The 21,259-nt window shown below is 57.0% G+C and carries 23 protein-coding genes and 2 pseudogenes; 6 read left to right on the top strand and 19 right to left on the bottom strand.

Annotated elements, in window-relative coordinates:
• The first annotated feature begins 6 nt into the window (after positions 1-6).
• The 6 genes and pseudogenes from mtaB (at position 7) to ACOYW2_RS09235 (ending at position 6,115) form a co-directional block, all read left to right on the top strand.
• Positions 7-1,326 (top strand): tRNA (N(6)-L-threonylcarbamoyladenosine(37)-C(2))-methylthiotransferase MtaB, encoded by a 1,320-nt coding sequence (mtaB, locus tag ACOYW2_RS09260; protein ID WP_482770206.1) that lies wholly within the window; start codon positions 7-9, stop codon positions 1,324-1,326.
• Positions 1,326-1,727 carry a transporter substrate-binding domain-containing protein gene (locus ACOYW2_RS09255; protein WP_482770205.1) on the top strand — a complete coding sequence of 134 codons (402 nt, stop codon included), beginning with the start codon at positions 1,326-1,328 and terminating at the stop codon, positions 1,725-1,727. The genes mtaB and ACOYW2_RS09255 overlap by 1 nt, the downstream gene beginning before the upstream one ends.
• A complete protein-coding gene (locus ACOYW2_RS09250; RefSeq protein WP_482770204.1) occupies positions 1,699-2,991 on the top strand; it encodes an ATP-binding protein in 1,293 nt (430 codons plus the stop codon). The genes ACOYW2_RS09255 and ACOYW2_RS09250 overlap by 29 nt, the downstream gene beginning before the upstream one ends.
• Positions 2,992-2,994: 3 nt before the next feature.
• Positions 2,995-3,899, top strand: a pseudogene (locus tag ACOYW2_RS09245) (sigma-54-dependent transcriptional regulator); the annotation flags it as partial.
• A gap of 63 nt (positions 3,900-3,962) precedes the next feature.
• On the top strand, positions 3,963-4,430 hold the full coding sequence (locus ACOYW2_RS09240) for an AAA-type ATPase lid domain-containing protein (protein ID WP_482771008.1): 468 nt from the start codon (positions 3,963-3,965) through the stop codon (positions 4,428-4,430).
• Positions 4,431-4,903: 473 nt separating this feature from the next.
• On the top strand, positions 4,904-6,115 hold the full coding sequence (locus ACOYW2_RS09235; protein ID WP_180141319.1) for a dicarboxylate/amino acid:cation symporter: 1,212 nt from the start codon (positions 4,904-4,906) through the stop codon (positions 6,113-6,115).
• A 483-nt stretch (positions 6,116-6,598) separates the two neighbouring features.
• Here ACOYW2_RS09235 and ACOYW2_RS09230 read toward each other — a convergent pair whose 3' ends face one another.
• The 19 genes and pseudogenes from ACOYW2_RS09230 to ACOYW2_RS09140 all read right to left on the bottom strand — a co-directional run bounded on the left by ACOYW2_RS09230 (position 6,599) and on the right by ACOYW2_RS09140 (position 21,253).
• The gene (locus ACOYW2_RS09230) at positions 6,599-6,940 is read right to left on the bottom strand and encodes a hypothetical protein (protein WP_482770203.1); all 342 of its coding nucleotides are present in this window, start codon (positions 6,938-6,940) and stop codon (positions 6,599-6,601) included.
• Between the two features lie 76 nt (positions 6,941-7,016).
• The gene (locus tag ACOYW2_RS09225) at positions 7,017-9,479 is read right to left on the bottom strand and encodes a pilus assembly protein (protein ID WP_482770202.1); all 2,463 of its coding nucleotides are present in this window, start codon (positions 9,477-9,479) and stop codon (positions 7,017-7,019) included.
• The gene (locus ACOYW2_RS09220) at positions 9,412-10,167 is read right to left on the bottom strand and encodes a vWA domain-containing protein (protein ID WP_482771118.1); all 756 of its coding nucleotides are present in this window, start codon (positions 10,165-10,167) and stop codon (positions 9,412-9,414) included. The genes ACOYW2_RS09225 and ACOYW2_RS09220 overlap by 68 nt, the downstream gene beginning before the upstream one ends.
• Positions 10,168-10,293: 126 nt before the next feature.
• A pseudogene (locus tag ACOYW2_RS09215) lies at positions 10,294-10,431 on the bottom strand (MopE-related protein); the annotation flags it as partial.
• Complete coding sequence (locus ACOYW2_RS09210) at positions 10,364-11,092, bottom strand: putative metal-binding motif-containing protein (RefSeq protein WP_482770201.1); 729 nt, start codon at positions 11,090-11,092, stop codon at positions 10,364-10,366. The gene ACOYW2_RS09210 and the pseudogene ACOYW2_RS09215, both read right to left, overlap by 68 nt.
• A 120-nt stretch (positions 11,093-11,212) precedes the next feature.
• The gene (locus ACOYW2_RS09205) at positions 11,213-11,725 is read right to left on the bottom strand and encodes a PilX N-terminal domain-containing pilus assembly protein (RefSeq protein WP_482770200.1); all 513 of its coding nucleotides are present in this window, start codon (positions 11,723-11,725) and stop codon (positions 11,213-11,215) included.
• A 71-nt stretch (positions 11,726-11,796) separates the two neighbouring features.
• Positions 11,797-12,210 carry a type IV pilus modification PilV family protein gene (locus ACOYW2_RS09200; RefSeq protein WP_482770199.1) on the bottom strand — a complete coding sequence of 138 codons (414 nt, stop codon included), beginning with the start codon at positions 12,208-12,210 and terminating at the stop codon, positions 11,797-11,799.
• Positions 12,211-12,236: 26 nt separating this feature from the next.
• On the bottom strand, positions 12,237-12,872 hold the full coding sequence (locus tag ACOYW2_RS09195; protein WP_482770198.1) for a prepilin-type N-terminal cleavage/methylation domain-containing protein: 636 nt from the start codon (positions 12,870-12,872) through the stop codon (positions 12,237-12,239).
• A 39-nt stretch (positions 12,873-12,911) separates the two neighbouring features.
• On the bottom strand, positions 12,912-13,421 hold the full coding sequence (locus ACOYW2_RS09190) for a GspH/FimT family pseudopilin (RefSeq protein ID WP_482770197.1): 510 nt from the start codon (positions 13,419-13,421) through the stop codon (positions 12,912-12,914).
• 870 nt (positions 13,422-14,291) lie between these two features.
• A complete protein-coding gene (locus ACOYW2_RS09185) occupies positions 14,292-14,486 on the bottom strand; it encodes a hypothetical protein (RefSeq protein ID WP_482770196.1) in 195 nt (64 codons plus the stop codon).
• Complete coding sequence (locus ACOYW2_RS09180; RefSeq protein WP_482770195.1) at positions 14,411-15,247, bottom strand: pyridoxal phosphate-dependent aminotransferase; 837 nt, start codon at positions 15,245-15,247, stop codon at positions 14,411-14,413. Before ACOYW2_RS09180 ends, ACOYW2_RS09185 begins: the two co-directional genes overlap by 76 nt.
• A 308-nt stretch (positions 15,248-15,555) precedes the next feature.
• Positions 15,556-15,957, bottom strand: a complete 402-nt coding sequence (locus ACOYW2_RS09175) for a hypothetical protein (protein WP_482770194.1) — start codon at positions 15,955-15,957, stop codon at positions 15,556-15,558.
• 8 nt (positions 15,958-15,965) lie between these two features.
• Positions 15,966-16,991 (bottom strand): hypothetical protein, encoded by a 1,026-nt coding sequence (locus ACOYW2_RS09170; RefSeq protein WP_482770193.1) that lies wholly within the window; start codon positions 16,989-16,991, stop codon positions 15,966-15,968.
• On the bottom strand, positions 16,988-17,767 hold the full coding sequence (locus ACOYW2_RS09165) for a hypothetical protein (protein ID WP_482770192.1): 780 nt from the start codon (positions 17,765-17,767) through the stop codon (positions 16,988-16,990). The genes ACOYW2_RS09170 and ACOYW2_RS09165 overlap by 4 nt, the downstream gene beginning before the upstream one ends.
• Positions 17,768-17,859: 92 nt before the next feature.
• Positions 17,860-18,912, bottom strand: a complete 1,053-nt coding sequence (locus ACOYW2_RS09160) for a VWA domain-containing protein (protein WP_482770191.1) — start codon at positions 18,910-18,912, stop codon at positions 17,860-17,862.
• A gap of 16 nt (positions 18,913-18,928) precedes the next feature.
• Positions 18,929-19,573, bottom strand: a complete 645-nt coding sequence (locus ACOYW2_RS09155; protein WP_482770190.1) for a PilX N-terminal domain-containing pilus assembly protein — start codon at positions 19,571-19,573, stop codon at positions 18,929-18,931.
• Positions 19,574-19,617: 44 nt separating this feature from the next.
• A complete protein-coding gene (locus ACOYW2_RS09150) occupies positions 19,618-20,043 on the bottom strand; it encodes a type IV pilus modification PilV family protein (protein ID WP_482416555.1) in 426 nt (141 codons plus the stop codon).
• The gene (locus ACOYW2_RS09145) at positions 20,040-20,741 is read right to left on the bottom strand and encodes a PilW family protein (RefSeq protein ID WP_482770189.1); all 702 of its coding nucleotides are present in this window, start codon (positions 20,739-20,741) and stop codon (positions 20,040-20,042) included. The genes ACOYW2_RS09150 and ACOYW2_RS09145 overlap by 4 nt, the downstream gene beginning before the upstream one ends.
• Positions 20,742-20,752: 11 nt before the next feature.
• Complete coding sequence (locus ACOYW2_RS09140) at positions 20,753-21,253, bottom strand: GspH/FimT family pseudopilin (protein WP_482770188.1); 501 nt, start codon at positions 21,251-21,253, stop codon at positions 20,753-20,755.
• Positions 21,254-21,259: the final 6 nt, after the last annotated feature.

Genomic DNA, 21,259 nt, shown 5'->3' with positions numbered 1-21,259 from the left:
GATATTATGCCACGCTATTTCATCAACACCCTGGGCTGCAAGGTGAACCGGTTTGAATCCGACGCCGTGGGCATGGCCCTTACCTCCCGGGGCTGGCAGGAAACCCAAAAGCCCGCAGACGCCGACGTCTGCATCATCAACACCTGCACCGTCACCGGCAAAGCCTCGGTGGAGTCGCGGAACCACATCCGCCAGACCATTCGGAAAAACCCATCCGCCAAGATGGTTGTCACCGGATGCTACGCCCAGACCGAAGCCGAAGAGATCGAAAAAATCGACGGCGTGGACGCCGTCATCAGCCACACGGAAAAACACAAGCTCCCCGAGCTGATCATCGCTCTCGTTGAAAAAGGAGAGGCCCACTTCTCCGAGGACCGCAACAAGAGCTGCCGGGAGACCGAGTTTAAGGGCATTGACGTAGACGCCCTGGGCACCCGCACCCGCCCCTTGCTGAAGGTCCAGGACGGCTGCAACGCCTTCTGCTCCTACTGCATCGTGCCCCACACCCGGGGCCGCTCCCGCAGCATGCCCATGGCCGAGGCCGTTTCCCGGCTGGCGTCCCTTGGAGCCCGCGGATACCAGGAGGTGGTGCTCACCGGCATCCACATCGGCTGCTACGGCCAGGACCTCACCCCCCCCACCAGCTTTTACGCCCTGCTCAAACGCCTGGAAGAGGAAAAAGCGGTGAAGCGGGTCCGCCTGAGTTCCATGGAGCCCATGGAGATCACCGACGAGGTCATTGACATCATCACCGGGTCCCCCTTCTACTGCGACCATGTCCACATTCCCCTTCAAAGCGGGGACGACACCGTGCTCTCACGCATGAAGCGCCCATACACCACCGAGCGTTTCCGCGAGCTGGTAACCCGGATCCACGCTCTTTCCCCGTCGGCAGCCATCGGCGCGGACGTCATCATCGGCTTTCCCGGTGAGACCGAAGAGCAGTTCGAGAACACCTGCGCATTCTTAGAGTCCCTGCCCCTGGCCTATCTCCATGTCTTTCCCTTCTCCCCACGGGCAAAGACCCCTGCGGCCACCTTTGACGGACGCCTCGACAAAGAAACCATGAAGCACCGCACGGCACGCGTGCGCGCCATCGGCCAGGCCGCAAAAAAACGGTTCATGGAAGCGGCCGTGGGAACCCGCGCCGAGGTCCTTGTGGAACGGGAGCGGGACCATCAGACGGGCCTTCTCAAAGGGGTGACCTCAAACTACATCCCGGTGCAGTTTGAAGGGGACGACAGCCTCATGAACCAGCTGGTGCCGGTGATTCTGAAATCCGTCACCCCCGACGGCCACCTCACGGGGAGACAAGAGGAGAGCTGATGATTCGGCGCGGTCTCTTTTCCATGGCGTGTCTTATCCTGCTCCTGGCCGGAACCTTGGCCCAGGCAGCTCCCCCGGAGCGCATCGTCTTCGGGGGAGACGCCCAGTACCCACCCTACGAGTTCCTGGATCAGGACGGGAACCCCACGGGCTTTACCGTGGAGCTGACCCGGGCTCTTGCCGAGGTCATGGGCATGGAGATCGAGATTCGCCTGGGCCCCTGGGAAGAGATCATGGAGGCCTTTAAAAAAGGAGAGGTGGATGTGATGCAGGGCATCTCCTACTCGGACGAGCGGGCACGCCGGTACCTGCAGCTCCACCACCTACACCCTGATCCACCACTCCATCTTTACCCGGGAAGAGACCCTGGGGGTGGGCAGCCTCTCCCACCTGGCGTATAAGCAGGTCCTTGTTCAGCATGACGGGATCATGCACGAGACCTTAAGGCAGAGCCCCCTGTCCATCACCCCGGTGCCCGTTCCTTACCAGACCGACGCCCTGCGCATGGTGGCGTCCGGCGCCTACGACTACGCCATTGTGGCCAACCTGCCCGGTCTCTATTACATCCGGGAACACAAGCTCTCCAACATCCGCAAGCGTGGAAACCCCGTGGCGGTGCAGCTCTACTGCTACGCCACCTTAAAGGACAACACCGAGCTGATGGCGCAGATCAGCGAGGGCCTTGCCATCCTGAAGAAAACCGGCCGCCTCCGGGAGATCCACAACCGCTGGCTCGGGGTCCTCTCCCCGGGGATCCCCACCCGAAAGCTTATCATCGCAGCCGGTTTGCTCTTCACCTTCATGGCCATGGTGGTCATCGGCAACATCCTGTGGTCCCGGACCCTCAAACGGGAGGTGGCCCTGCGCACCCGGGAGCTGGAGACCCGGCAGAAGCAGCTCCTCCAGGCCGATAAAATGACCTCCCTGGGGTTTCTGGTCTCGGGCATCGCCCACGAGCTCAACAACCCCAACGGCCTGCTCCTGCTCAACATCCCCTTGCTGGTGGCCGCCTTCAAGGAGATGCACCCCGTGCTGGAGCAGCACTACAGGGAACACGGCGATTTCAAGGTGGCGGGCCTTCCCTACTCCCGCATGCGAGACGAGATCCCCCTGATCCTGGACGAGACCAACGACGCCGCCCGCCACATCAAAACCATTGTGGAGGACCTCCGGGATTTCTCCAGGCAGAGCGACGATGAGAAGGAAGAGACCAACCTCAACACCATCGCCGTCAATGCCCTGAGGCTTGTCCGGCCCACCGTGGAGAAGGCCACCCGCCACCTGGGCGTGGAACTCCGTGAAGGCCTTCCCCCCATCCAGGCCAACCCCCAGCGCATTGAACAGGTGGTGATCAACCTGCTGCTCAATGCCTGCCAGGCCCTGGAATCAACGGAATCCGCCATCCTCTTGAAAACAGACAGCGACCCGGCCAAAGGCATCGTCACCCTGTCGGTGACCGATGAAGGCTCGGGCATCGACCCAGAGCATCTGGACCACCTCACCGATCCCTTTTTCACCACCAAGCGGTCGGTGGGCGGCACCGGCCTCGGGCTGTCGGTCTCAGCGGGCATTGTCAGAAACCATGAAGGCAACCTGACCTTCAAATCCCAGCCGGGCCGGGGCACCACCGCCACCCTTGAACTCCCCGCCCTGGACAAGGAGTAACCCATGACCGGTGTGTTGACCCACGATTTCCCCATTCTCCTCATTGATGACGAGCCCTCGTGGCTCCGCAGCTTGGGGCTCCTGCTGGAGCGCGCCGGGTTCACCAACCTGCGCAAGCTCAGTGACGGACGCAAGGTGCGCGACATCCTGGCCGAGGAAGAGATCGGAATCGTGCTCCTGGACCTCATGATGCCCGACATCCCCGGTGAAGAGCTGATCTCCGTCATCCGGGAAGAGTCCCCGGACACGGTGATTGTGGTGGTCAGCGGCATGAACCAGGTCAGCCTTGCCGTGCAGTGCATGAAGATGGGCGCCAACGACTACATCGTCAAAACCGGCGCCGAGGAACGCATCGTGGCCACGGTGAGAAACGCCGTGAACCTCTGGGAGCTGAAACGGGAAAACCGGGCCATCCGCTCCACCATCAGCAAGGCCCCGAGCAACCCCGAGGCCTTCAGCCACATCGCCACGGCCAACCGGTACATGATCTCCATCTTCAGCTACATCGAATCCCTTGCAAGCTCCCGCCAGCCGGTCCTCATCACCGGAGAGAGCGGAACGGGCAAGGAGCTCGTGGCCCGGGCCATCCACCGCGTCTGCAACCCACCCGGCCCCATGGTGGCAGTGAACGTGGCCGGGCTGGACGACACCATTTTTTCCGACACCCTCTTCGGCCATGTGCGGGGCGCCTTCACCGGAGCCGATGCACGGCGTGCAGGCATGGTGGAAAAAGCCTCGGGGGGCACCCTTTTCCTGGATGAAATCGGCGACCTCTCCGCCCCCTCCCAGGTGAAGCTGCTTCGCCTGCTCCAGGACGGATTTTCTCCCCGGTGGGAAGCGACCACTCGGAAAAAATCAACGCCCGGGTGGTCTGCTCCACCCACCAGGACCTCACCATCAAAGGAAAAGAGAGCAAAGAGCGACGCTTCCGCAAGGACCTCTTCTACCGTCTCCAGACACACCACATCCATATGCCCCCCTTAAGGGAGCGGAAAGACGACATTCCCGTCCTTCTGGACACTTTCCTTGCCATGGCCGCCGAAGAGACCGGCAAGAAGGTCCCGGCCTATCCCCCGGAGCTGCCGGTCCTCCTGGCCACCTACCACTTCCCCGGCAACATCCGGGAGTTAAAATCCATGGTCTTTGACGCCGTGGCCCGCCATGGGGGCGGCACCCTCTCCATGGCATCCTTTAAAGAGGCCATGGAAGGACATGCTCCGCACCACCCCGACGCTCAGGCTGTCTCCAGGCAAGCGGACGGCAACCCCTTTTCGGGCCTGGACCCCCTGCCCACCCTGGCCGATGCATCCAGCCTCCTGGTGATGGAGGCCATGGACCGGGCCGAAGGCAACCAGAGCATCGCGGCCCGAATCCTCGGGATTTCTCAACCAGCCTTGAGCAAGCGCATGAAGCAGCTCAGGGAAAAGCAGGATGAGTAAGCAATGGCCCCATCGCCTCCGGGCAGAAAGGGTTTAAGAAGCAAAAAAACAGGAATCGATGCGCGTTGCCTGAAGACCTGCCCTAAAGGGGTATAACCAAAATTATAGCCATAACTTTTGTTATATAAGAAAGTCTTCCCCTGTTTTTTGAGCTTTTCCACAATCTGCCGCCACCATCTATTCCTTTGGTTATAGCCCCTCACGCATATTAGAAGCCCCTCAAAATAAGACATTTTATCCATTCAATCAGTTTGTTACGAAAATTAGTATATCTTGGCACCGACCTTGCTCTTAAAAAAACTGACTCAGCACCGGAGTCACGGTTTATTTGCGTTTTCCGTTTCTCCGGTCATCAGGATGGAATGCTGCCCTTAAAATCAATTCGGATTTCGAAAGCGCTCACTTGTGCACCGTTGTGTCATTGCTTTCCGGGGGTCGCCAGAACTCGTAACGTGTAACAGGCAGGGGGACATATGAAACTTTGGATGAAAATCATGATCGGTCTGGGCTTAGGTATTGTGGCCGGACTTATCTTTCAGGAAAAAGCGGCACTGGTAAAACCCATCGGCACGCTCTTTATCAACGCCATCAAGATGCTTATCATCCCGCTTATCTTCTCGTCCCTTATCGTTGGCATGACCAGCCTCAAGGACAGCAAGCAGCTGGGTCGCATCGGCCTCAAGACCCTGGCCATCTACCTTGTCACCACAGCCTTTGCCGTCTGCATCGGCCTCCTGGTGAGCACCATCCTCCAGCCCGGCGCGGGCATGATGATCGACATGGGACAGGCCGTCTCCGCCAAGCAGGCGCCCCCCTTCATCGATACCCTGGTGTCCATCGTTCCCAAGAACCCCCTGGGCGCTCTCTCCAGCGGCCATGTGCTTCAGGTCATCTGTTTTGCCATCTTCCTGGGCATCGCCATCAACATCACCGGCGAGAAGGCTGAGCCCTTCAAGAAACTCTGCGAATCCGTGGCAGAGATCATGTACACCCTCACCGCCATTGTCATGGAATTCGCCCCCTACGGCGTCTTCGCATTGATGGCCTATGTGGTGGGACAGTACGGCGCATCCACGCTGCTGCCCCTGCTCAAGGTGATCCTGGCAGTCTACATCGGCGCCATTGTCCATGTTATTTTTGTCTACGGTTCCGGCGTCGGCCTTGTTGCACGCCTGAGCCCCGCCAAGTTCTTCAAGGGCATCGTTGACGCCCAGGCCGTGGCCTTTACCACCACGAGCAGCTCCGGCACCCTTCCCGTGACCATCCGCTGCACCCAGGAGAACCTGGGCGTCTCCAAGAGCGTCTCAAGCTTTGTTCTTCCCATGGGCGCCACGGTCAACATGGACGGTACCGCCATCTACCAGGGCGTGGCCGCTCTCTTCGTGGCCCAGGCCAGCGGCATCGACCTGACCATGTCCAACTACATCACCCTGATCCTCGCCTCCACCCTGGCCTCCATCGGAACGGCCGGCGTACCCGGCGCGGGTCTCATCATGCTCTCGGTGACCCTCTCCTCCATCGGCCTGCCCATGGAAGGAATCGCCCTCATCGCGGGTATCGACCGAATCCTCGACATGGCACGTACCAGTGTCAACGTCACCGGCGACGCCATGACCTCCCTGATCGTTGCCAAGAGCGAAGGCGAGTTCGACAAGGAGATCTTCGACGCCACCGAGGCGGTATAGCCTCAACCCAAAAAGGAAAACCCAGGAGCGTCCGGCCCGCGGAGTCCCCATTCCGCGGACCGGGCTTCGAGACCTTGCGGGGTCCCCATCCCGCAACGAATCGAACTATCCCCTCCTGATTTTCATACACATCTCAGAACACTGACACACTTTCTTCTATCCCCATAGAGAAGTGAAAGAGAAAAGGGGCCTTCCCGGGAAACCGGTGGAGGCCCCTTTTCTTTTTTGAACCCTTGCGGCCTTTCTCTATCCCGGACATTTCACGATACCACCTCATTAATAATTAAGGTGCCATTGCTTCGATCCGATGGTTTTCTCGTGAAATAGTCGGGCTAAATGAATGAAAAGAGAGGGGGTAAAAAATAAGGTGGGGAGGTCAAATGGCAGGCGCGGTTGGAAACGGGAGCACCTTACCATTTGACCAAGGAGGTAAACCGACTCAGAGGGCACCCTTGCCGGAGGCAAGGTCTGGTCAAAGAGGGCTTATAGTTTAAGCAAAATAGAGCATTCAAAATGTGAGTCCAGAAGCATTTTCACTGTATCCCCTTTATGAAAATTTCGCCTGGAAACCTTAAATCCGTCCTTTGACACAAAAAGGACATCCTTGGCAAAGGAGTGGTTCACATCACCCATGGTGACAATCCAGGCATCGATGTAATCAATTTTTCCTGTGTACCATCCTCCGCTTACACTTTTCACGTAGGCCATGACGTTCTCACCCTGTGACTTCCGAGCCCAGGCCAGCCCCGGAGAAAAAACCCCGTTCGAATAAAACCCCACAACAAAAAACGCAAGGGCCATGACGTAAGCGACCGATTTCTTCATGATCGTATCCTCTTTTAGAAATCCTTTGCATTGGTGACGACATGGGGGGCTGAGCCCCCATGAAAACCCTGTAACATCAGTCGACAAACCGCCAGTAATAGAGCCCCAGCACTTCTTTTTCGATGGCCATGGACTGCGCGGTTCCGGCCCCGTCATCCTCTCCATAGATAAGGACGTCCGTGGCATTGCCCTTGCGGTTCAGAATCGCAGGGGAGTAATAGATATCATCTTTAAACCGCCTGCCCGAAAGCGTGCCGTCGGCATCGTCCACATCCCCGTCGCCATCGGAATCAAAAAAGGGTTCGTCCGGCTGAGACCCATCGCAGGCATTGAGCGTGTAAAACACGGACCCGCCCCCTGCCGTGCAGGGAGAGAGCTTGGGAACGATGGAGGCCACGATGGCTTTGCCGTCGAGCAACTGGGTCTTGGTCACCACGCGCTCACCGGTCAACGGCAGGTCCAGGAACCATCCCACATGGGTCCCGCCCTCGTAAGCTCCCGCCTTCACCCACTCTTCGGGCACCAGCCAGTCAATGTCGTGGGAGGTTGAGTGGAGCAAGGCAGACGAAGCAGATGATGTCACGGACTGCTTTAATAAGGTGGCGTCTGTAAAATGCGAAAGGGTCCGATCGGCGGCGTAGCTTGTGGGCTGCTGCAATGATCCCAGATATCGGAAATCCGGAGATTCCCACTCATCCGCCCAGTCCCAGATGCCGTAGATGCTTTGAGTGTCCGTATTGGAGGGATCTTCATTGGCAAGGTAACGACCGGTCCCGAAAATGACCATGACCCCTTTGCGGTTTCTGTCACAATGGGACATGACGGCCGGTTTTCCTAAAATGGGCTGTATCTCACCGTCCTTGTTTTTTGCGGTAAACAGGGGGTGACCACCGTAGGCAACATGCCAGGCCACGGCACTTGAGGACGAAAGATCGAACTTCCACAGGTTTCCCAGCATATCCCCTGCATAGACGATATCCACGGTACCGTTAAAATCCGTATCAATGGGCACCGGAGAACTCAGGCCATTGCATTTTTCATCGGCGGGCACAGCGCTGCCCTCGTTGGTGCCAATGGTGGTAAACAGAGAACCGTTCATGTTTAACGCATACAAAACGGCCTTTCCGTTCAGGCTGTCGTATCCGTTGCCGACCAGAATGATGTACTGACCGGTATTGGCCTTGACGATGGCAGGCGCGCTGTAGCTGAATCCCATGTCAGAATCCGTATTGCCATAGGCCGGATACTCCCAGATTGCGGGGATCTGATGTTCTGAAATTTTCGTGGGGTTGGTGATGTCCATGCCATAATACCCCCTGCCCCCTTTGCCCAGCCCACCCACCAGCCAGGTCTTTGCGGATATGCCGTTTTTGATGGTTCGGATTTCAACGGTGTTGTCCACAAAATAGGTGTGGGTGTACTCGGAATCGGCGAGGTAGGCCAGGTTCTCGGTGACAAAGGACGGTATGTAGGCAAAGAGCTCGTTGCCGTCGGCAGAATCAAAGGCGTGGAGCATGCCGTCATTTGCGCCCACGTAGACCACGCCGTTTTCATACGTCGGCGACGAATTGACGATATCACCCAGCACAAGCCCGTCCCGGTCGCGATATGTTCCGCCTTTGGCCTTTTCCCTGCTGGAGTCACCCCGGACAAAATCCAAAATGCCCTGGGAAAGGCACTCCTTCTGGGCATCGGACAGGTTGTCGTACCGAAATGCCGTGCTGCCGCTCTCCCCATTGGTGAGGATGCATCGCGATGAGTCCCACCAGGTCAGGGACTTGGCCGCCATCACCTCCTGGGCGTCCCAGGCCTTGGTGGTGGTCAGCTTCCCGGCTGAATCCGTTCCCAGGTCAAAGGCTTTCAGGTTCCCGGTCCAGTTCGACGAATCAAAATACCCCTGGTACAACTTGGTATCCTGTTTCAGTTCCTGGGAGTTCATGCTCACACCCGCCCCGCTCATGACCTGGTTCTGGATATCACCGATCACACTCACCAGGGCGTTGGCAAGGGCCTCGCTATTCCCGGCTGTCATGAATTTTCCCCGGCCGTTGACCGCTGCATGGAACAAATCATCAATTTTTGTCTTGTCCGATGTGGGGGCGGGCCATGCCAGTTCATCCTTCATACCCGGACAGTTCGTCGGACAGTCGTAAGCGCTTGCTTTCAAGGTCCCCGAAACCCCGAAGGCCACCGTATAGGTCACCATGTGCTGGTGCCGTGCGGTACCCTTAACGGTTGTCGGCACGTTGTCAGCCAGGTCGGTGCGCAGGTCCCTTTCGTAAAAATGCATGGCGATGTCGGCAAGGGTGTTTGACGATTCATCGGCATACGGCACCCCGTCCCAGGTGGACGTATCGGATGTGGAGTTTTTGTCTGCGTTGCCCACAGAATAGTCAAAATCCCCATTGTAGTACCCATCGGTCATCACGATGGTGAATGCTTTCTGGCACGTCCCGCCGACCTCCTCGGTGTCAAAGGGGGACGCCCCGAGCCCTCCTCCCCAGGCCTTGTCGTAACACGCTCTGAACCAGAAGGGCATTTTTCAGCTCGGTCCCTCCTCCGGATTTTATGGCATAAAGCTTTTGCAGCAGGGTATCGGTCAGGTCAGTTCCATCGACATGAATCGATTTTACCCCGGACACCGCCCCGGTGTTGATGGCGTAAAGCCCCACCTTGACCCCGCTGACCTCGCTGATTACTTGGGCTACCGCCGACTTGGCGGCAAGTTCTCGGTTTCGGCTGTACTGATACCAGTTGGCCATGTTCTGAAGGGCAGCCTGGTAATCGGTAACGGCGATGGCCGAAGGCACGGAGTTGAGAAGCGTCAACGAAGCGACCTGATAATAGTTGTCTTCCCCGAAATCCGTCACCTCGTAGTACTTTGCGCTCCCACCACTCAGATTGACGAGATACACCTTGTCACCGGAAGTCTGATAATAGTGGGCATAACTTAAATCCACGTCATCAATCACGGCGAAATTACCGGCAGCATCCATATCACGGGTTCCATCATCAAAGTAGGGATGCTCTCTCGTGCTCTGGGGGTTGGCATTGGTATGCAGAGGCCAGGGCGTGTAGGTCACCTCCGGGTTGTAATAAACCTTGTTGTACCCGGCCCACTGGGTTTTCCAGTACGATTTCGCCTGGGACACGTACTGGGCCCAATTGCTCCCCCAAGAAATCTTGCGATAAAAGACACCCGTCTCGCACATAATATCGAATTTCATGCTCCCCGAGTCGTCAAGGAGAAACATCACCAACGGGGGCGCCGCCGCAACCTGGGTCGTCAACGGGGCATCAGCGATGTCCACGCACACCGTGCTCGTGCCACAGACCCTGTCCGCGCCGGAACAGTCCTGATCGACACCATCCCCGCAGATATCGATGGCATCGGGGTTGACGGATGAATCCGAATCATCGCAATCACCGCGGCGGAACGACCGACACGGCCCCCTCGGGTATGGTGCAGGCAAGATGCGTGTTATCGGCATCACCATACCCGTCACCATCCATGTCGTCATAGTAGAGGACCTTGGCCGAATCCGGGGCGTCCTCGTCCGTGAGGCCGTCACAGTCATTGTCCATGTTGTCGCACTGATTGTCCTCGGCACCCGGGTGAATCGCGGGGTTCGTGTCATCGCAATCACCGGACTGGGTCACCCACCCGCCACCGGATGGGGAAGCTGTGGTAATGTTCGGGTCACCCCATCCGTCTCCGTCACTGTCCCGGTAATGCGTCGGCCCATCCGGTTCAAACTCCAGAACCAGTCGGTACGCACCGATGTTCTTTTTCTTCTTTACCCCGCGAAGCATGGTATAGTACGAACCGGCTGAGCCCAAATACCGCTCAATCCGAAAATTGTCTTTATAGCCATCGTAATTGTCATTCACGATCATCGAATCATTGTTGTTCGTACGATAGAGAAACCCCACGGTCCTAAGGCCCGAATTGGATACAGGGACCACAGAATATATTGTTACCGTCCCGGGGGTATTGACGGAAAACCTGTAGTAATCCCTGTCAAAGACATCAAGCCCCAACCAGTCCTCTCGACGCTCAAGAACCCCATCCCTCACGATACCTGCATCGGTCAACGTGCCCAGATCGTGGGCATGGGCGATGACATCGGCAAAACCCGTTTCAGCGTCCACCGAAGCGCTCCCCCCCATCACACAAAGGAGCAGGCCACCCAAAACAACCGGCAAACACCATCGTTGAGCCATCTTCCTGCAAGCCTTCCAAATATCAGCGAACCCCATGCATCCCCTCCGTCAATTCGTCTTTTTACAATAGCCCGCCGCCATCTCGACCTTACCGGAGGAGAGCACGGAACGTCCGTAAATCACGTATTCCCATTTGAGCGGGGAGGTCATATCCAGGCTGGAGCCAGAAGCCACCCCCATGCGCAAACCGCAGAATTCGGCTTTTCCGTCCGTATAGAATGTGGACACCGCAGCGTTGGTATCCGATCCTGAGGTTTGCCATGCGTCCTGTTCCGGCTTAAAACACGTCTCCTCATTGATTCCGTCGGAGAGCCACGACAACCCGGCCGTGGCCGGATCGACGTCATCTGCATGTTCGAGGGCCAGTGCGGCCTCTTTGATGGCCGACTCCGCCCGGTAAAAATTCCGGGTGTAGCTTTGATCGTTGCCGGAAATCTTGAGCTCGGTCTGGGTTGTTGTCAGCGCATTGACCCCCAACAGAGCAACCAGAAAAAGAACGACCAACGCAATGAGGAGGACCGATCCCTCCTCACCTTCCCCATGGACATACCTGCAACACATCAAATTCTCCCGATTCAAATAAATGGTCCATGTGCTTGATGGCACTATACACACAATGGCTTTTGGAGGGGTCAAATACCCCGGGCTTTTAAAAACCGATAATCGAAGGAGTGGGCCCTGTCCCCCTCTTTCCATGCAACGGTCACCGTGATATCCCGCCTGTCGGGATCGGTTGTCGGCGAAACAACAACCCATTCCACCCCAAACCCATTAACCTTTTCTGAGCCGTCCGCAAGGTCGGCTGAGCCGAAATCAAGGGCCAGAAGCTGTTCGGCACGCTCGGAAGCGACCATGGAGGCCTCGGTGATTTTGTAGGCCGTCCCGTTGCCTTTAATGGCAGTAATCTGCATGGATGCCGCTCCCAGGATACCCACCGCGAGAATAAGCAGTGCGACCACTACTTCGATGAGGGTAAACCCGTCAGCAGCCCATGAGGAGCCATGGGAACTCGCGTTTGTGGGCCGACACGGTATCGTCTCCATCATTGATCGCATCACCTTTCTATTTGTCTTTACATATTCCGGCAATTGAAGACCCCCGTGACCATTTGCCGATAGACCCCGTCAGAAGAGAAATTCAGGGTGTTTTCCGTATGATCGTCCGGAAAAGGAAGGGCAAAGGCGGTGGGTGTCGGGTAGTCAGCCACGGAACTTTCCGTTCTCGCCACGATGGTTACCCTGATGCTTCGAATGTCATTCAGGTGCTTGGCTTCGGGTGCCCAGGTGGTGCTCCCGCTTTTCAGTACATAGATAAACTGAAGGGTTTCAATATCTTCGGCAATGGGTGCCGCCACCCCGGAAACGGTGCGGACAATGCGCTTTACCCCGTCGTCTGCAACGAGATCAAATGCCACGGGGATCAGGTTATCCGTTCCTTCTTCAACATAGGTAAAGGTCAACGCACTCTTGGTCGCCCGAGTAAAACCGGGCTGAAATTCACTGACAATATTACTGCAGTACCCTGCTTTCATCAGCTCCCTGCCCAGGACATAGTGACCGGCTCGCCAATTCTGGCGCATGGCAACAATTTTGTCCTGGGTATTTACCGAGTGCAATTGGCTGATATAAACGGCATAGACCGCCGAGATCACCACAGAGCCGATGGCCAGCGCAATGAGAAGTTCCAGCAACGTAAGCCCGGTGTTCATTGAAAGGGTTGCGGTTGATTGAGGACACTGCCGTTTCTTTCATAATCCCCGCTTCAACTTCATCCCCCCGGCAGCTGCAAGGATCACATTATGGATCTTGACGCCCTCCGTGTTGGTGACGGAGATGATTCCCGAACTGGCAGGAAGCCCTCGGGCGTTAAAACAGGCCTTTTCATCGGGCAATTCCGTCTCCGCGACGGTAATGCCGGACGGCATCTTCCCCTGTTTCACCACGTCCTCCCCCGAGTCGTGAACCAGGTTTCCGTTATCGACAAACACCGTGTACCCACTGTTGCTCCCGGTTGTAAACGCCACGACAACAGATGCATTTTTCGCGATGGCCGTGGAGCGGGCCAGCACCAGCGCCGAGCGAACATCGGCGCTGCCGTTTTTCAACCGGCTGGTTTCAACCCATGCAGCGAACTGCGGTGCAGCCAAAGCAGCAAGAATAGAGACAATCGCCACAGTGACCATCAGCTCTAATAAAGTAAAACCCGTGGTGCCGCCAGTGGCCCTTTCCTCATTCTTAAACAACCCAAACCCATTCATTATAAACGCCTCTCCACCCCGAAAGTATTCCAAGGGCATGCCTTATATTTAATTCGATTATAAAAACAGATATTCACGAGAAACGCACGAAAACTAAGCGTTAAAGAATGTTACTTTGAAGGAAACTTTGTTATTTACCATAACTCAAATCGTCATGAACCCATTCGATAGTTCTAAAACTATTATTATAGTCAAATAATTTGTTTGACAATATTTTTCTTACTTAAAAGAGATTCAGACGGCTTATTTGAGAAGCCAATGATTAAGTAAATGAATCAAGAACCGCATATTTCATGCGTCTTCGCAGTTAGAAAAAAAAGAAGAAAAAGCGGATAGAGACAAGCTCAAGGGTATCGGACAGGCGCACCGGAGCAATGCCTTATTTCTTGCCCGCGTATGGACCATAAAGGAAAGGGACCGGCCAAGGCCGAAGGAACTTCAGGCGTGAAACCACAAAGGTCACGTTTTGGAGAGAAACCAGACAGGCACAGAAAACGCCATAAAAACGGCAGGGCCCCAAGACAATGTCCATGGGGTCAGCCGGATTCACCACGGCCCCGGAGGGCAACGCCTGAGCCTTTGGTGATGGAACATGAAAAACCCGCCTCCCTTGCGGGGACGGGCCACTATATCAGCTCAACCGTCACGCGAAACCCATGGCATGAATCGTTTCGCCATACCTGCCTTCGCCGTCAGGTTTCAAGCTGCCCCTCACATTGCTGTTGGGGGCAAACTTGAACTGAGTTGATTACGGTTGCTTTATATACGCTGAATACGAAAGTTGATACCAAGGTGGGAGGGAAGGCAAATCGTTACACGGCTCTACTTGGAAATGAACCGTACCCTTGAGGTTAACCACTTATTAGCACACTACAAGGAATCCACGGCGTGGAGAAGGGCCGTGTTCTCCTCGGCCGTGCCGATGGTGATGCGCACAAAGGGGGTCAGCCCCTCTTTGTTAAAGAAACGCACCAACACGCCCTGGGCTTTTAGGCCTTCGTAGACGGCTTTGCCGTCGCGGTCCGGGGCCCCTGCAAAGACAAAGTTGGCTTCAGAAGGCAGCACCTTCCACCCCTTGGCGGAGAGGGCCTCGGAGACACGTTCTCGCTCGGCCATGACCGGCTGCGGTGTTCGTCAAACCATTCCCGGTCCGCCATGGCGGCCATGCCCGCTTTCTGGGTCAGGGTGTCCACGGGGTAGGAGTTGAAGGAGTCCTTCACCGCATAAAGGGCCCGGATCAGCTCCTCGCTGCCCATGGCCCAGCCAAGCCTGCTTCCGGCCAGGGAGTAGCTCTTGGAGTAGGTCCGCACCACCAGGAGGTTGGGGAACCGGTCGATGAGGGCAACGGCGCTTTCGCCCCCGAAGTCGATGTAGGCCTCATCCACAACCACCACGCGATCTTCTGGCCAGCGCTCCATAAGGCGCGTCACCTCATCCAGAGAAAGGAGCATTCCTGTGGGGGCATTGGGGTTGGGAAAAATAAGCCCGCACCCCTGCTCAGCCAGAAAACGATCGATGTTGACGAGGTAATCCTCGTCCAGGGACACCTTTTTGTAGTCGATGCCGTAGTAGTCGCAGTACACGGGGTAAAAGCTGTAGGTATGCTCAGGGAAAAGAAGGGGCCCCTTCGACGAATCGAAAAAGGCAAAAAAGACAAAGGAGAGGATCTCATCGGACCCGTTGCCAACCATCACCTGCTCCCGCTTGATACCGTGGGTCTCTGCGATGAGGCGGCACAGGGCGTCTGCATTGGGGTCGGGATATCGACGGAGGCTTCCAGATCGCAGAGGGATCGTAGTGCTCGGCCACACCCGGTGCCGGGGCATAGGGGTTTTCGTTGGTGTTGAGCTTGATGTAACTGCGATCCTGGGGCTGTTCGCCGGGAACATAAGGGGTCAGCTTCGTGAAACGTTCGGAGTACATTCTGGTGGGGCTCCCATCTGTCGTCATGGTCGAAAACCTGCCCCGTCAGCCGTCTGGCCAACGGAGCAGGTGGTGTCTCGTGCGTTTTAGAGCATCCTTTATAGCACCGACCATACGTCCCGGCAAGGCAACCCCACGGGCGCACGGCCAAAAAGCCCCGGCCCGCCCATTGTTCGGGCCCCCGCGCCCCCATAATTGAAAGAGCAAAGTCTTATCGCTTTTGGATCACATAGGCAAAAAGAGTGCCGTCCTTGCGGGCCACGCCTTTAACATAGACACGGTCCCGACGCTTGAAGCGAGAAAGCTTCGCCGTATTCCCCGACGCATCGAGGAGCTTCGTCTTGGTACGGGTGCCGTCATGGAACCAGGAACCGATCACAAAGGTGGACTCACCGATAAGCATCCACGTGCCGTCGGCCGCGACCTCCATCACTTCCGACTTTTTTTCCACCACCCGCTTGTCGTCATAGACCCTGGAGCTGCCCCCCGGATCCATTGAAGCAGGCACCTCAAGAACGAGGGTACGGGAATCCCCAGCCCAGGCAAAGGCGGCCGCACCGGCAGTTGCAAGAACCGCCGCCAGGAGAACAACTCCGATTTGTTTCAGCATCATGATGTCTCCTAAAGAGTTTGTTTCCAGTAAAAATAATCAACCCGATCATCTTTGGCAGCGTCCCAGCTCATGGGCCCCACCTGGATCTTCGTTCCGTTGAATATGGGTTTGGCGATGGGAAGGTTCCCCGGAAGCTCAGTGGACCGAGTCTTCGTGGATCCGCCCCAGGTGGTCACAGCCTTGCCGTCAAAGGCGCTCACCGCGTAAAGGCGCCCGACCCCGCGGGCCCCCGCCCCTGCACACGGATCCGCATCTGAATCGGAGCTGCTTTCCGAGGTAGGTGTATAGGTCGTAAAATACACAACACCTGAATTAACAAGGGCCCTGGAAACCACTTTTTCGTTGGTATTGGGAAGGTTGAAATACCACCCTTTTTTGGTTTTCAAGACATCTGCGTACGAAGCAGACTCATCGGTGACATTGACCAGGTCGCTGTCCGTCAAGTCGCTGTCCCAGAGGGTGTTCCGAACCCCATAGAACCGGTTTGATTCGGAGCCCAGGGGGTTGGCCCGGTTCCCGGTGCCGAAATAGAGAGTCTCCACCCCGGACACCTCCGCCGGTACCGGCGCATAGAAAAGCTTTCCGGAATTACACGAAAACAAGCGGTTCCGATACGCCCAGGTACCGTCCGGGTCCTTGGCCTCCACCACGCGGCTCCCATCCCTTACAGTATCCAGCACATCGTCGGCCACCACGAACACCTGCCCTGCCATGTCCCCGGCGTAGACGCGGGTGGTGATTCCGTCGGCATCGGTATCCACGGTATACAGATCCACGATACTGTGGGTCATCTTGTTGAAATTACCGTGGTTGACCTTAAGCCCGGTAAAGCTTCCGTCCGAGGCTTTCACGGCAAACAGAGCCCGGCCCATTTCCGGAACGGTGCCGACGCCAGAGCTCGCCTCCTGCTTGACCTGATTGTAGCCCCCGGGCATGACAAACACCTTGGCATCGGTGGTGGAGCTCAACTTGATACGGCAGTAGGCCGGCCGTCCCCAGGTCTGTCCCAGGGCTTCGCCCCCTGCCGTTGTCACCTCATATTTCCACTTTGGCTCACTGTACGATGAGATATCCAGGGCGTAATACCTGTACCCGCCCCTGCGTTCCCCCACCAGACGCATTGTGAAAACAGAGTGGTACCGCTCATGAGGCTGCCGTAGGAGACAGAAGGAGACCCGTCCACATAGTAATCGTAATTGTTGTCCGACAGACGATCCAGCCGATCCAGCTGTCCCGGCGGAACAAAGGCCCAGAGTTCTTCCCCGTTGGCGTCGTTGATGGCCCGGAACAACCCGTCGTTGGAGCCAAAATAGATCACCGACGAGCTGGTGGAGTAATGCACCACCACCGGTTCGGAATGAATAATGGAACCGATGGGCCACCCACCAACGCCCTCCTTCACTGCGGTAATGGCATCGGTGGTTACCCCGAGATCCAGTAAATCAGAATTGGAGGCATCAAACCGGTTGACGGTGTTTGTCAGGCTCTTTTCACTGCCCCCCGTATACGTATAAAAATTGCGGGAAGTCTGTTCCTGAACTCCAGCGAGCTGCCTCCTTTCCCCCTTCAACACATCGGCGCCGTCGCTTGTCGCCTGTGTCCAGAGGGACCTGCTGTTCTCTTTCATGGTGCCGTCTGTGTTGACCGCGTTGTTGCCCAGGGCATCCAGAACATCGCCAGACTCGGAGAGGGTGTACTTCTTAAGGTTCCCCTTCCAGTCGCCAGCCTGAACGGGTTTGAAAAAGGCAAGGTAAATGGAGTCGGCTTCTGCCGTCCGGTACTCCCGGTTTACCGGCACCACCGGAGCCACGAAGGTGGAGGACTCTTCGTACTTGGTGCTGATGATCTGCTGAAGCTCTCTTCAAATCCGAAGCCCTGGAGGCCGTATGGAGACTCTACTGCTCAATGGCCGCCCGGTTGAGCAGGTGATCGAGAGGAGAAAAACCCGATGGTGTGGGTGATGACATTCTGCTTGGCAAAAGAGGTTCCCGTCCCCATGGAGCTCACCAGGTCCTCGTTGTAAAGGAACATGGCCACGTCATCCAGGAAATCGGTGGTCCCGTAGTAGGAGTCGTCCGAGGGGTAACGATGGACACTGCCGTCGGCATTGAGATCCCGGTCGTCGTCGTCGTAGTCCCCGATGGTCTTGCCCATATATTTGTTTTTTCCGTAGAGGAGACTGGATTCGTCGCAGGTGGCCTCTCCATCGGTAAAAAGGATCACGTAGTTCTTCTGGCAGGAGTACTCGATGGGGCTGACGTAATTTGACGTCGTGTGGCTGAAATAGCCCGTTTTTCCTGCAAAGTAGAGCCCGGCTTCGGCAAGGGCTTCGGCAAGGGGGGTGCCGCCATTGGCGGTGAGGTCATCGACTTTGGAGGAGATGACCGAATTGTCCGTGCCGCAGGAAGAGATGAGGCGACCTCCGTCGCAGCTGTTCAGCTTCATCAGACCGAAGCGGACCCCGGTGGTCTCGGCGAGAAGCTCCTTGACCACATCCTGAGCAATTTCCAGTCGTGTCCTGTCAGACGCCACGGGCCGCTCCAGAAAATTCCTGTAGTTGCCGATGCGCATCCATGTTTTCCACTGTCGCCGACCCGAGCGCATGGTCACTTCTGCGTACCCGACGCTCAACAGGGTTGCCTCGATGGCGTCGTTACCGATGTCGTCCACATCATTGCTGTACCACTTCCAGCGAGAACCGGACTTGTAATAGACAGCCCTGCTCGGATGCGAACCCGAGTAGGCCGTGCCCGGATCATACGTATCGCTGACGCCGTCGGAGGGGGCACTGCCTTCGACGGTTTCAGACATACTGCCCGAGGTGTCAAAAATGATCAGCACGTTGGGCTCAATGGTCACGGACTGGGTGCCGTAGATGGCGACATCATCGGCCAGGGCGGTCAGGGGGCAGGTGAGAACCAGCCAACACAAGATGAGAGCATGCCTGAATTTCATTGTTTCCTCCGTGGGATCAAATTCCCTGCAAATGTTCCACTTTAACCAGCTCTTCCTGCATATCCACGCCGCACTGAAGAACCACGCCCGTCAGCGACGCCTTGGGATTGGCGGCACTGTAAACCGTGGGATCGATGGCTGTGGCGGTGACAGCATACCGCCGCGTGCGGTACACGCCCTTTTCAGACCCCTTGGGCGCAGGCCCGATATGGGCCACGGAGGGAATGTCGTCGGCAGACGCCGACAACGTGCTTGCCTGCTTGTTGGCCAGCAGCACAATGGCACGCACCTCGATCCAGGCCACGGGGATCCCCGCATCATTTGTCACCGGAGAGGCAAACTCGACCCCGGCATTTCTCGGATCGCGGTCCCTTAAGGGAAGGTGGGTGGAATCCTTCAGGTAAAGCCGGTTCCCGTCCGAGTCCGCCTCGTTGGCATAGATCCGGTCAAATATGGCCACAGCATCGAACAGGCCCGCTTCCGCGTTATAGAAATTGCGTTTGCTCACCCTGTCGTTGCCGGCGATCTTCAACTCTGTGACAGAGCTGTTCATGGCCGATATGCAAACAACGGTCACCAGCACAAGAAGCACCAGAACCACGAGCAGGGCACTGCCCTCCTCTCCCGAGGGGTGTGCGCCCCGTTTTCTGCCCTTCGTCATGCACCCTCCTTTCCGCGCCAGAGGTTTGTGAATGATATGGATGTTCAATGCATTGTCCTCACCACCACCTGGGAGACCCGATGCGTTTTCCCCTCTTCCGTCCAGAGCACCGTGAGGTTCACGGTCTTGCTCATTTTGTCCGAGGCATCGGTAACGACCCAGTTGACGGTATACCCGTCGGCGGTGGCCGTATGCATGTCTTCCGGCGTGTCCGGGTCGTTTGCGGCCAGGTCGCTGTCAACGGTCTCTTCCGTCCACACAGCGCTCATGATCTGCTCCACGCGGTCGCTCGCATAATTGGCGGCTTCCGTCATGGAGCGGGCCTGGGCATTTGCCTTCATGGCATGGACCTGCATCAGGGCAAGTCCCAGAAGCCCCACCAACAGAATAACCGAAGCCACCATCACCTCAATGAGGGTCATGCCCGCCTCGTCCTGTCCAATGGAAGTGCAGCGCACCGGTTTCGTCATTGGTCTATCCCCCGATTTCTGCAGCGCACCGTTCGTCTCAGAAGGCGACGCCGATACCCGTCATTGTATGGCCCCCACGTACTGGTGTAGCCCCTGTACGTTACACTGTTGGAAAAACCCGAGTCTTCGGTCCGGCTGCGCGCCAGAAGCGCCATGCGCACGGCAATGACACGTTCTCGATCCGTTGGGACGGAGACAGTGCTTCCATCGTCAAGCACGTAGTTGAACTCCAGGGCCTCCATGTTTTCCCCCACAACAACCCGGCTCGTTCCGACGACACGCACCAAATCCTGATCGCCGTCTCCGTCTTCGTCGTTCAGGGTGTAGCTGATGGTTTCAAGGGTCATGGGCAGGGCGGCTTCGCCCGCTTCGTCGGTGTCCCCGTCCCCGTCGTCGTCCAGGCCGTTGGCTTCCGCCTCAACCGAGGTGGTGAAGGTCAACGTGGAGGCCGTTGCAGCCGTGATCCCCGCATCGGTCGTTCCCTCGGGGTCGTAGCCCGCCATGCGGATATCAGAGCCCATCATGACCATGGCAGCCCTCAGGTTCTGCTGAATGTCGAGGACCCGTTCCTGGGTCAACCGGGTTTGGACCTGGGTGTTGTAGAAAAAGTACGCCGCTGCAACGATAATCACGGAAATTGCCACAGCCACGAGCAATTCGAGAAGTGTAAAGCCCTTCCGGCAGGTCATCGCGTTCATCCTGTGCATCCTTACATCATTTCAACCCGGCTGTTGCCGGCGCTGTTGAGAACCACGCGCACCGCTTTGCCGTAAACGTTCGTCATTCGGACCTCACCGTTTCGTCCGGTGGTGAGCCCCCGGCTGTCAAAGTGGGTTTTCAGTTTGTCCAGGGTTCCTGTTCCCCCCAAATCAAACCGGGCACTGCCGATGGTGACCTGATTCGAGAGGCTCCCGGAGGCAATAACCTTTTCGCCGGTGTCCTGGTCCCTGTCCCCGTCTTCATCCACAAAGGCGGCGTAAGTCCCGCTGGGCCCCGTGCCCTCGGAAAAGGCGACAACCACATTTCCCCCCACCTTGATGGCCTCCAGCCGAGCCAGCTGAAAGGCCGAGTGGATGCTCCGGACAGATGCGGAGAGTCGCTGGGACGCGGCCCACTGCTTGAGTTCCGGCGCGGCCAGACCTGCAAGGACCGTCATAAGCCCCACGACCACCATCAATTCCAGCAGGGTAAACCCCTTATTATTATCCATATGTGT

The organism is Desulfoluna sp. CLI2B, assembly GCF_056847375.1.
The sequence above is the reverse complement of the archived record's forward strand: the minus strand, read 5'-3'. Positions and strand labels throughout refer to the sequence as shown.

Coding starts and splice junctions, on each gene's coding strand:
- ACOYW2_RS09140 (WP_482770188.1), bottom strand. CDS start 21,253: ATGGATAATAATAAGGGGTTTACCCTGCTGGAATTGATGGTGGTCGTG.
- ACOYW2_RS09255 (WP_482770205.1), top strand. CDS start 1,326: ATGATTCGGCGCGGTCTCTTTTCCATGGCGTGTCTTATCCTGCTCCTG.
- ACOYW2_RS09195 (WP_482770198.1), bottom strand. CDS start 12,872: ATGAACACCGGGCTTACGTTGCTGGAACTTCTCATTGCGCTGGCCATC.
- ACOYW2_RS09155 (WP_482770190.1), bottom strand. CDS start 19,573: ATGACGAAGGGCAGAAAACGGGGCGCACACCCCTCGGGAGAGGAGGGC.
- ACOYW2_RS09225 (WP_482770202.1), bottom strand. CDS start 9,479: ATGCCCTTCTGGTTCAGAGCGTGTTACGACAAGGCCTGGGGAGGAGGG.
- ACOYW2_RS09175 (WP_482770194.1), bottom strand. CDS start 15,957: ATGATGCTGAAACAAATCGGAGTTGTTCTCCTGGCGGCGGTTCTTGCA.
- ACOYW2_RS09150 (WP_482416555.1), bottom strand. CDS start 20,043: ATGACGAAACCGGTGCGCTGCACTTCCATTGGACAGGACGAGGCGGGC.
- ACOYW2_RS09180 (WP_482770195.1), bottom strand. CDS start 15,247: ATGCCCCGGCACCGGGTGTGGCCGAGCACTACGATCCCTCTGCGATCT.
- ACOYW2_RS09240 (WP_482771008.1), top strand. CDS start 3,963: ATGCCCCCCTTAAGGGAGCGGAAAGACGACATTCCCGTCCTTCTGGAC.
- ACOYW2_RS09200 (WP_482770199.1), bottom strand. CDS start 12,210: ATGATGGAGACGATACCGTGTCGGCCCACAAACGCGAGTTCCCATGGC.
- ACOYW2_RS09235 (WP_180141319.1), top strand. CDS start 4,904: ATGAAACTTTGGATGAAAATCATGATCGGTCTGGGCTTAGGTATTGTG.
- mtaB (WP_482770206.1), top strand. CDS start 7: ATGCCACGCTATTTCATCAACACCCTGGGCTGCAAGGTGAACCGGTTT.
- ACOYW2_RS09220 (WP_482771118.1), bottom strand. CDS start 10,167: ATGAAATTCGATATTATGTGCGAGACGGGTGTCTTTTATCGCAAGATT.
- ACOYW2_RS09160 (WP_482770191.1), bottom strand. CDS start 18,912: ATGAAATTCAGGCATGCTCTCATCTTGTGTTGGCTGGTTCTCACCTGC.
- ACOYW2_RS09145 (WP_482770189.1), bottom strand. CDS start 20,741: ATGAACGCGATGACCTGCCGGAAGGGCTTTACACTTCTCGAATTGCTC.
- ACOYW2_RS09205 (WP_482770200.1), bottom strand. CDS start 11,725: ATGTGTTGCAGGTATGTCCATGGGGAAGGTGAGGAGGGATCGGTCCTC.
- ACOYW2_RS09230 (WP_482770203.1), bottom strand. CDS start 6,940: ATGAAGAAATCGGTCGCTTACGTCATGGCCCTTGCGTTTTTTGTTGTG.
- ACOYW2_RS09190 (WP_482770197.1), bottom strand. CDS start 13,421: ATGAATGGGTTTGGGTTGTTTAAGAATGAGGAAAGGGCCACTGGCGGC.